7 protein-coding genes are annotated in these 8,953 nt (G+C 72.0%); 3 read left to right on the top strand and 4 right to left on the bottom strand.

Annotated elements, in window-relative coordinates; genetic code table 11:
- Window positions 1-90: 90 nt before the first annotated feature.
- From efeB to ACIG5E_RS32835, 3 genes are all read right to left on the bottom strand, one after another.
- Window positions 91-1,419, bottom strand: a complete 1,329-nt coding sequence (efeB, locus tag ACIG5E_RS32845; protein WP_396539717.1) for an iron uptake transporter deferrochelatase/peroxidase subunit — start codon at window positions 1,417-1,419, stop codon at window positions 91-93.
- A complete protein-coding gene (gene efeU / locus ACIG5E_RS32840) occupies window positions 1,419-3,479 on the bottom strand; it encodes an iron uptake transporter permease EfeU (protein ID WP_396539715.1) in 2,061 nt (686 codons plus the stop codon). Before efeU ends, efeB begins: the two co-directional genes overlap by 1 nt.
- Before the next feature lie 243 nt (window positions 3,480-3,722).
- On the bottom strand, window positions 3,723-4,049 hold the full coding sequence (locus ACIG5E_RS32835) for a hypothetical protein (RefSeq protein ID WP_396539713.1): 327 nt from the start codon (window positions 4,047-4,049) through the stop codon (window positions 3,723-3,725).
- Window positions 4,050-4,457: 408 nt separating this feature from the next.
- Between ACIG5E_RS32835 and ACIG5E_RS32830 the strand changes: the two genes are divergently transcribed.
- Window positions 4,458-6,080 carry a cytochrome bc complex cytochrome b subunit gene (locus ACIG5E_RS32830; RefSeq protein WP_396539725.1) on the top strand — a complete coding sequence of 541 codons (1,623 nt, stop codon included), beginning with the start codon at window positions 4,458-4,460 and terminating at the stop codon, window positions 6,078-6,080.
- Between the two features lie 82 nt (window positions 6,081-6,162).
- Here ACIG5E_RS32830 and ACIG5E_RS32825 read toward each other — a convergent pair whose 3' ends face one another.
- Window positions 6,163-6,561, bottom strand: coding sequence for a cytochrome C oxidase subunit I (locus ACIG5E_RS32825; RefSeq protein ID WP_396539711.1), 399 nt, complete (start codon window positions 6,559-6,561; stop codon window positions 6,163-6,165).
- Between the two features lie 204 nt (window positions 6,562-6,765).
- Here ACIG5E_RS32825 and ACIG5E_RS32820 point away from each other — a divergent pair, with 204 nt between their 5' ends.
- Both ACIG5E_RS32820 and ACIG5E_RS32815 read left to right on the top strand, forming a co-directional pair.
- Complete coding sequence (locus ACIG5E_RS32820; protein ID WP_396539709.1) at window positions 6,766-7,380, top strand: TetR family transcriptional regulator; 615 nt, start codon at window positions 6,766-6,768, stop codon at window positions 7,378-7,380.
- A gap of 27 nt (window positions 7,381-7,407) precedes the next feature.
- Window positions 7,408-8,952: an FAD-dependent monooxygenase gene (locus ACIG5E_RS32815; RefSeq protein ID WP_396539707.1), complete on the top strand. Its 1,545-nt coding sequence runs from the start codon at window positions 7,408-7,410 to the stop codon at window positions 8,950-8,952.
- The last annotated feature ends 1 nt before the right edge of the window (window position 8,953 follow it).

Below are 8,953 nucleotides of genomic sequence, written 5' to 3'. Positions count from 1 at the left end.
CAGGCGTAGAGAACCTCGATCATCTCAAACCCACAGGGACACCTGTCGTCGTATCAGCCACGAACCCCCACCACTACCTGCGGATTCGGGTCAGACGGCGGCCAGCAGCCCCCGCCCGAGCCAGTCGGCGTTGTCCTTCACGCCCGGCAGGACGAAGAAGTACCCGCCGCCGGTCGGCGAGATGTAGTCCACCAGCGGCTCGTCGATCAGCCGGGTCTGGGTGGCCTCGAACTGCCGCACCACGTCCTGCTGGTAGCAGCAGAACACCAGGCCCATGTCCAGGTTGCCCGCCTTGTCGATGCCCCGGTCGTAGTTGAAGCCGCGGCGCAGGATGCGCGAGGTGTCGGTGTCGGCGGTGCGCGGGTTGGCCAGGCGGATGTGCGCGTTGAGCGGGATCGCCTTGCCGTCCGGGTCCTTGCCGTAGTCCGGCGCGTCGTTCTCCTGATGGCCGTCCAGCGGCGCGCCGGTGTCGCGGCGGCGGCCGAACATCTTCTCCTGCTCGCTGAGCTTGACCCGGTCCCAGAACTCGATCAGCATCCGGATGATCCGGATCACCTGGTAGCTGCCGCCGGTCGCCCAGGCGGGCTCGCCCATGCCGTCGTTGACCCAGATCAGCCGGTCCATCTCCCGGCTGGAGGTGGTGTCCGGGTTGACGATGCCGTCCTTGAAGCCGAGCAGGTTGCGCTGGGCGCCGTCCGGGCGGGACTGGTTCTGGAAGCCGTCGATCCGCCAGAGGATCTGCAGCGCGCCGCGGGTGTGCCGGGTGATGTCGCGCAGCGCGTGCAGCACGGTGTCCTGCCGGTCGGCGCAGATCTGCAGCGAGAGGTCGCCGTGCAGTTCGCCGGCCTGCAGGTTGTCGTTGGGGAAGGTCTTCATCGGCGTCAGCTTGACCGGCTTGGCCTTGGCCAGCCCGTATCGGTCGTCGAACAGCGAGGCGCCGACGCCGACGGTGACGGTGAGGTTGTCGGTGGGCACGGTGGGGCCGAGGATGCCGCTGTCGGACGGCGGGGCGCCGACGCCGAGGTCGGGCGGGGTGCCGCCGGCGGTGAGGAAGCGGATCCGCTCGGTCAGGGTCCTGAACAGGTCCTCCAGGCCCTTGCGGTCCTGGGCTATCACCTGGCAGGAGATGAAGGCCGCGTAGCCGGGGGCCGGGGTGGTGATGCCGGCCTGGTGGTCGCCGTGGAACGGGACGGCGCCGGTCTTCGTCTGGTGGGTGTCCCCGGCGGCGGCCGGCTCGGCCCCGAGGCTGAACGCCCCGCCGGCCAGCACGGCGGCCCCGGCGCCCGCGCCGAGCGCGGCCCGGACGAAGCTGCGGCGGGCCGGACCGGCCGGGCAGCCGCCCTGCTCGACGACCGGCTCGACGGCGGCGGCGGTGTGCGGGAACGGGCAGGAACCGGCGGCTGCGGTGTGGTCGGTCATCAGGCGGCCTTCCGGATCTCGAGCAGGGCGGGGACGGGCGAGAGGTCTTCGAGCAGCTGGCCGGTGGCGCCGTTCAGCTGGCGCCGGGCGTCGGCGGGCAGCTTGTCGAGCGGGGTCCAGCCGTCGGCGGTGCGGGCGGCCGCGACCAGGTCGCCGACCCGCTTCATCCCGGCGTTGACCCGGACCAGCACCTGCGGGTCGCGCTCGTCGAGCAGCGGCTGCAGCAGGGTCAGCAGCTCCTGGGTGCCCGCCAGGTTGGCCTGGGTGGTGGCCAGATTGGTGCCGCTGCCCATGTCGGTGTCGCCGGTCAGCTCGAACTGGAGGGTGTTCTCCAGGATCTCGTGGGCGCGCAGCGGGAGGTCGCCCGGGTCGAAGTCCTGGGCGGGGAAGTCGTGCACCAGCTTGGCGACGTTCTGGGCGAGCTCGTCGGCGACGGGCGTCAGGTCGGCGGCCGACTGGCCGTGCCAGAGGCCGTACTCCAGGCGCAGGAAGCCGGTGAAGCCCGGGTCCTGGGCCTTGTCGGCGTAGCCGTCGGGGCGGCCGTCGATCTTCTTGTCGAGGTCGGCGAAGGTGCCGTAGGCGGCGCCGAGCGAGGCGTACTGCAGGTGGGCGGTGAGCCAGTCGGCCTTGGCGGTGGCCAGGTCGCCGGCCCGCACGTCGGTCTGGATCTTCTGGGTCTGCGTCATCAGCGTCGCGAGGCCCTTGTTGACGTAGTCCTTGTAGCTGTCCAGCGGGGCCTTGAGGTCGTCCTCGGAGACCGGCTTGACGGCCTTGACCTCGGCGCCGCCGGTGACGTGCACGGTGGCGGAGGTGACGGACGTTCCGCCGGTGGGCACGCAGCGCCAGGCGTAGTCGCCGGAGCCGATGGTGGCGGTGAGCGCGCGGGTGGTGCCGGGGGCGAGGCCCTCGATCTCGCCGTAGACGGCGCCGCTGCCCGGGTTGACCAGGTAGACCTCGGAGACCTTGTCGCCGGTGTTGTGCATCTGGAACACCTGCTGGCCGGGCTGGGGGCTGCCGAAGCCCTTGCCGCACTCCTTCTCGGAGACCGCGACGGTGGCGGAGCTGTCCTGCTTGCCGTCGCTGACGGCGATCACGGCGCCGGCCACCACGACCGGGACGGCGATCGCCGCGGTCGGCAGCACCCAGCGCGGACGGCCGGTGCGCACCGGCTGCTCGGTCTTCCCGGCGTCCGGCTCGCCGGCGTCCGCCTTCGTCGGCTCGGCGGGAGCGGCCGCCGGGGCCGCCTTGCCGCCGCGAACGCCCTCGATGAAGAGCGTCATCACGATGCTCAGGTAGGCGATGTAGCCGACGACCTGGAGGACCGTCATGGTGACGGTCAGGTTGAGGGTGCCCTGGACCAGCGTCGCGTACCAGGAGGAGGCGTCCAGGTGCCCGCTCAGGTCGAAGGCGTACGTGCTGCCGCCGCCGACCAGCCCGGACTCCTGGAGGTCGCGCAGGCCGTAGCCGAGCACGCCCGCGGCGACGACGATCAGGCCGGCGCCGGTGATCGTGAAGAACTTGGTGAGGTTCATCTTCAGGGCCCGGCGGTACAGGCCCCAGCACAGGCCCACCGAGAGCAGCAGGCCGACGGCGGCGCCGATCAGCGGGCCGGTGGACTCCCCGGCGGTGCGCGCGTTGGTCCACAGGAAGAGCGAGGTCTCGAGTCCCTCGCGGGCGACCGCGAGGAAGCTGGTGAACACCAGCGCGCCCGCGCCCATCGCCAGCGAGGCCTGGACCTTCTCCTTCAGGTCGGCGGAGAGGGTGCGCGCCGAGCGGCGCATCCAGAACACCATCGCGGTGACGAAGCCGACCGCGATCAGGCTCAGCACCCCGCCGAACGCCTCCTGGGCGTGGCCGGAGAGGTTGGCGGCGGTGAAGGTGAGCACCGCGCCGAAGCTGAGGCTGAGCGCGACGGCCGCCGCGACACCGGTCCACACCTGGGGCAGTCGGCCCTTCTGGCCGGCCCGGACCAGCGTGGCGACCAGGATCGACACGATCAGGCCGGCTTCCAGCCCTTCGCGCAGCCCGATCAGAAAGCTGGGAAACGCCTCATCCCACATGCAGCGGGCTCCTCCCCCGGGCCGCCCCGGGTTGTACCTGTCCTCGACCGCCCCGCCGGGGGTGCCGGCGGAACGGGCACGGCTAACGCCCCGGACGGAGAGGTCCAGGGCGCTTCGCTTAGCTTAGGCAAACCTTAGAGCCGCCGAGGTCAACTGCACCCCGCGTTCAGGTAAGGGTTCGGTATGGGAACACCCATGCGTCGGCCAACCCGGCACGCCGCCGCCACCAGGAAGAGATCTTCGTCACCCCCACCACTGCTCGGGCGCCGCATCGGGCTCCGCCTCCGGAGGGACCGTCACCGGTTCGGCGCAGCGCACCAGCAGGTCCCCCTCCCCCGTCTCGGTGACCAGGAGGCCCCGTTCCCGCAGAACGAGCGCGGCGGCTGCGGTCACCGCCGCCCGCGCCAGGCCGGACGGCGGTCCGTCCGGCTCCTCGCCCGGGGACCAGCCGACCACCACACCCTCGGGGTGGCGGCCGATCGACAGGGGCGAGGCGCCCGGCGCGGTGTCGAACCCGGCGCGGGCCAAGGCCTCGGTGACGTCCTCGAAGAGTTCACGGTGATCCACCATTGGCGCAGCGTAGGCCCAGGCCCTCGCGGCGCCCGGACGCGGCGCGCACCGACACGCTCCAGCTGCACCCGAGCGCAGCATCGCCCCCGTTGCGCCGACCGGGGGCCAGCCGATCGGGCGTCAGGAACCCCCGTCCGGCCCGACACGCGCGGCCGGACGGCCCGATGGACGTGCACAGTCGGCCCCCTGCCGACAGCATGACAGAGTAAGCGCTCCATCACCCTGAGCAACGGGTCCAGCGAACCGCCCAGGTCCGCGCGCCGGTCCGCCCGGCGGGCCCGTATCGAGAGGTCCCATGATCACAACACTTCGTCGGCCGGCGTTCCCGCCGGCGGGCCTCCACCACGGCACGCCGGGAACGCCGGGGAGCCCGTCGTGAGCACCGAACTGCATTCGCAGCCGGGACCGGTGAACAGCACGCGCGCCAAGCCGGCCAACAAGGCCGAGGCCCTCGCCGACTGGACCGACGGCAGGCTCGGCATCTACTCCCTGGCCAAGTCCAACCTGCGCAAGATCTTCCCCGACCACTGGTCCTTCATGCTGGGCGAGATCGCGCTCTACACCTTCGTCATCATCATCCTGACCGGCGTCTGGCTGACCCTCTTCTTCACCCCGAGCATGGGCGAGGTCGTCTACGACGGCTCGTACGTCCCGCTCAAGGGCATCCGGATGTCCGAGGCCTACGCCTCCACGATCAACATCAGCTTCGAGGTCCGCGGCGGCCTGCTGATGCGCCAGATCCACCACTGGGCGGCCGTGGTCTTCATCGCCTCGATGCTGACCCACATGCTGCGCGTGTTCTTCACCGGCGCCTTCCGCAAGCCGCGCGAGATCAACTGGGTCTTCGGGGCGCTGCTGCTGATCCTCGGCATGTTCGACGGCTTCATGGGCTACTCGCTGCCCGACGACCTGCTCTCCGGCACGGGCATCCGCTTCATGGAGGGCGCGATCCTGGCCGTCCCGATCGTCGGCAGCTACCTGCAGTTCTTCATGTTCGGCGGCGAGTTCCCGGGGACCGACATCATCCCGCGGCTGTTCACCGTCCACATCCTGCTGATCCCGGGCATCATGGTGGGCCTGCTCGCGGCCCACCTGATCCTGGTCTTCTACCACAAGCACACCCAGTTCGCCGGGGCCGGCCGCACCAACGAGAACGTGGTCGGCATGCCGCTGATGCCGGTCTACATGGCCAAGGCGGGCGGCTTCTTCTTCCTGGTCTTCGGCGTGATCGCGGTCATGTCGGCGATCGCCACGATCAACCCGATCTGGGCGTACGGCCCGTACCGGCCCGACCAGGTGTCCACGGACGCCCAGCCGGACTGGTACATGGGCTTCTCCGAGGGCCTGATCCGGGTGATGCCCGGCTGGGAGATCAGCGTCTGGGGCGGCCACACCCTGAACCTCGGGGTGTTCATCCCGCTGTTGGTCTTCCCGACCCTCCTGCTGGTCATCTGGTGCTGGCCGTTCCTGGAGGCCTGGGTCACCGGGGACCGCGGCGAGCACCACATCGCCGACCGTCCGCGCAACCACCCGGTCCGCACCGCCTTCGGCGTGGCCTGGATGGGCCTCTACCTGCTCCTGCTGGCCGGTGGCGGCAACGACCTGCTGGCGACCCACTTCCGCCTGTCGATCAACGCGATCACCTACGCGGTGCGGGCCGGCTTCTTCGCCGTGCCGGTGGTCCTCTTCGTGATCACCAAGCGGTGGTGCCTGGGCCTGCAGCGCCGCGACAAGGAGAAGGTACTGCACGGCCGGGAGACCGGCGTCATCAATCGGCTGCAGCACGGCGAGTACGTCGAGGTGCACGCGCCGCTGTCGCAGGGCCGGATGTTCACCCTCACCGCGCACGAGCAGCCCGAGCCGGTGGTGCTGGAGCCCGAGGTGGACGAGAACGGCGTGGTCCGCCGGGCCGGTCTGTGGACCCGCACCCGGGCCAAGCTGTCCCGCGGCTTCTACGGCGAGGGCAGCCAGATCGCCAAGCCCACCGTCGAGGAGCACGAGGAGATCAGCAGCGGCCACGGCCACCACTGATCCCGGTCCCGACACCACGGGGGCCCGCTGTGCCGTCCGGCGCAGCGGGCCCCCGTCGTGCTGAGGACGCACCCAGCGGCGTTCAGAGCCGCAGGGCCGCCGGGACGACGGCGAACAGCGCCGCCGCGATGGTGACGGACAGGCAGAGCGCCGCCCAGCGGGTGCAGATCCGGCGGCACTCGGCGCGGTAGCGGGCGGCCAGTCGGCGGCAGCGCTGGACGGCGCGGTCCACGACCTCCTCGGCATAGCGCAACCGGTCTGCGGCATAGGCCTGTTCGAGGCTCTCCCGCTCGGCGTCCGGCAGCCAGCGGAACTGCGCGGCGAAGGCCCGGGCGTCCCGCTCGGCCGCCGCGACCTCGGCCTCCCAGGCCAGGTAGCCCTCGATCCGGGCGATCTCCACCCGGGAGTTCACCCGGCCGCCGCCGGCCGGCCTGCCCTGGCGCGGGGTCCGCGCTCGCGGCGGACGCTGTCTGCCACCCATGACCGCTCCTCAAGTCCTGTCGAGTCGTCCCGCCGGAATTCCTGCGGGAGTGGGCTCCTACGGGGCATCGCTCCGCAACCAGGCAACTACTACCAGCGACGAACCGCAGGTGGCGGGCGGCTCGCCAAAGCCCCGGAAGCCCGGAAAAACTTGCGTGTCGCGCACTATTGCGTGGCGCGCACTTTTCGCGGCACAGTGGTGGCCATGACGAACGGGCAGCCCGGTCTGCGGGAACGGAAGAAGGCCGCGACGCGGGAGGCACTGAGCTGGGCGGCACTGTGCCTGGCGGTGGAACGGGGACTGGAGAACGTCCGGGTGGAGGACATCGCGGCCGCGGCCGGGGTGTCCCCGCGCACCTACAACAACTACTTCTCCAGCAAGGCCGAGGCGATCGTGTTCCGGCACCGCAGCCGGATCCTGCGGGCCGCCGAGGCCCTGCGGGCCCGCCCGGCGGCGGAACCGCTCTGGGAGGCGCTGGCCCAGGCGCTCGTCGAACCCTTCGACGGTGCGGACGAGGCGCCCGACCCGGGCTGGATCGCCGCCGTACGGCTGCTGCTGCGCGAGCCCTCGCTCCAGGCCGAGCTGTTCCGCGGCGGCGCGGAGACCCGGGCCGAGCTCACCGCAGCGATCGCCGCCCGGACCGGCACCGACGCCGACCGGGACCTCTACCCGAAGCTGGTCGCCTCGGCCGCGCTCTCCGCGCTGCAGGTCTCCAACGAGCACTACCTGAGTGCCGATCCCGTGGTGCCCTTCAAGTCGCTGTTCGCCGAGGCGCTGCGTCAGCTGGCCGCCGGGCTGCCCGAACCGTCGTCTTCATGAACGAACCGTCTCAGAGGGGGATTCGAGATGACCAACGACGTCATCATCGTCGGCGCCGGCCCGGTCGGGCTGTTCCTGGCCTGCGAACTGGCGCTGGCCGGAGTCCAGCCGGTGGTGCTGGACCGGCTGCCCGCGCGCTCCGGCGAGCAGAAGGCCAACGGCCTGGTCGGCCAGGTGCTCCGACTGCTCGACCACCGCGGCCTCCACGAGCCGCTCAGCGGCGCCCCGGGCGCGCCGCAGCCCGTACCGCGCTTCGTCTTCGGTGCCTTCCCACTGGAACTGCACCGGCTCGACGCGAACCCGCTGCACGCCGTGCCCGTACCGCAGCACCGGATCGAGGAGGTGCTGGAGGAACGCGCCCTCGAACTGGGTGTCACCGTGCGCCGCGACCACGAGGTCACCGGCCTCGCTCAGGACGCGACCAGGGTGACCGTCGACCTCCACGGCCCCGACGGCGCCGGGCGGTTGCGGGCCCGCTACCTGGTCGGCGCGGACGGCGGCCGCAGCACCGTCCGCAAGCTCGCCGGGATCGGCTTCCCCGGCATCACCTCGCCCGACCCGGTCTCCCGCATCGCCCACGTGCTGCCGCCCGAGGGGGTCGGCATCACCGACAGCGGCGAGGTCCTGCTGCCCGGCTGCCCGACCCCGTTCCGCCCGTACACCCACACCCGCACCGAGCACGGCGTGTTCGTCATCTCCCCCTTCAACCCGGACGCCGTCATGATCGCCACCCTGGAGTGGGGCGGCCCGCCGGTGGACCAGCGGGCCCCGCTCACCCTGGACGAGCTGCGCGCCAGCATCCGCCGGGTCACCGGCGCCGACCTCGAACTCGCCCCGGCCCGTACCGCCGGCCCGTTCACCCCGCGGCGCACCGCCGGCCACAACACCCGGCTCGCCGAGCGCTACCGCGAAGGCCGCGTCCTGCTGGTCGGCGACGCCGCCCACGTGCACGCCGCCACCGGCGGGCCCGGACTCAACCTCGGCCTGCAGGACGCCGCCAACCTCGGCTGGAAGCTGGCCGCCGACCTCCACGGCTGGGCCCCGCCCGGCCTGCTGGACAGCTACCAGCGCGAACGCCACCCGGTCGGCGAGCGGGTGTTCATGCACTCCCAGGCGCAGATCGCGCTGATGTCCCCCGGCCCCGAGGTCACCGCGCTGCGCGCCCTGGTCGGCGAACTGCTCTCCCACGAGGACAACCTCGCCCGGATAGCCGCGCTGATGGCGGGCAGCGACGTCCGCTACGACACCGACTGCCCGCACCCGCTGGCCGGCGGCTTCGTCCCGGAACTCACCCTCGGCACTGCCGACGGGGACGTCCGACTCGCCGAACTCACCTGCGGTGGGCGGCCGTTGCTGCTCGACCTGAGCCGCGGCGGGCTCGGGCTCGCCGACCTCGCGGCGGCCTGGAAGGACCGGGTCGACGTGGTGACCGCCGACTGCGCGCAGCCGCCGGCCGGCGCACTGCTGCTGCGCCCCGACGGGTACGTCGCCTGGGCCTGCGCTCCCGGGGACGCCGACCCGGAGGGGCTGGACCTGGCACTGCGCCGCTGGTTCGGCGAGCCGCGCGGCTGAG

The organism is Kitasatospora sp. NPDC053057 (assembly GCF_044546945.1).
GTDB lineage: Bacteria > Actinomycetota > Actinomycetes > Streptomycetales > Streptomycetaceae > Kitasatospora.
This window is presented reverse-complemented; position numbering and strand designations above follow the sequence as displayed.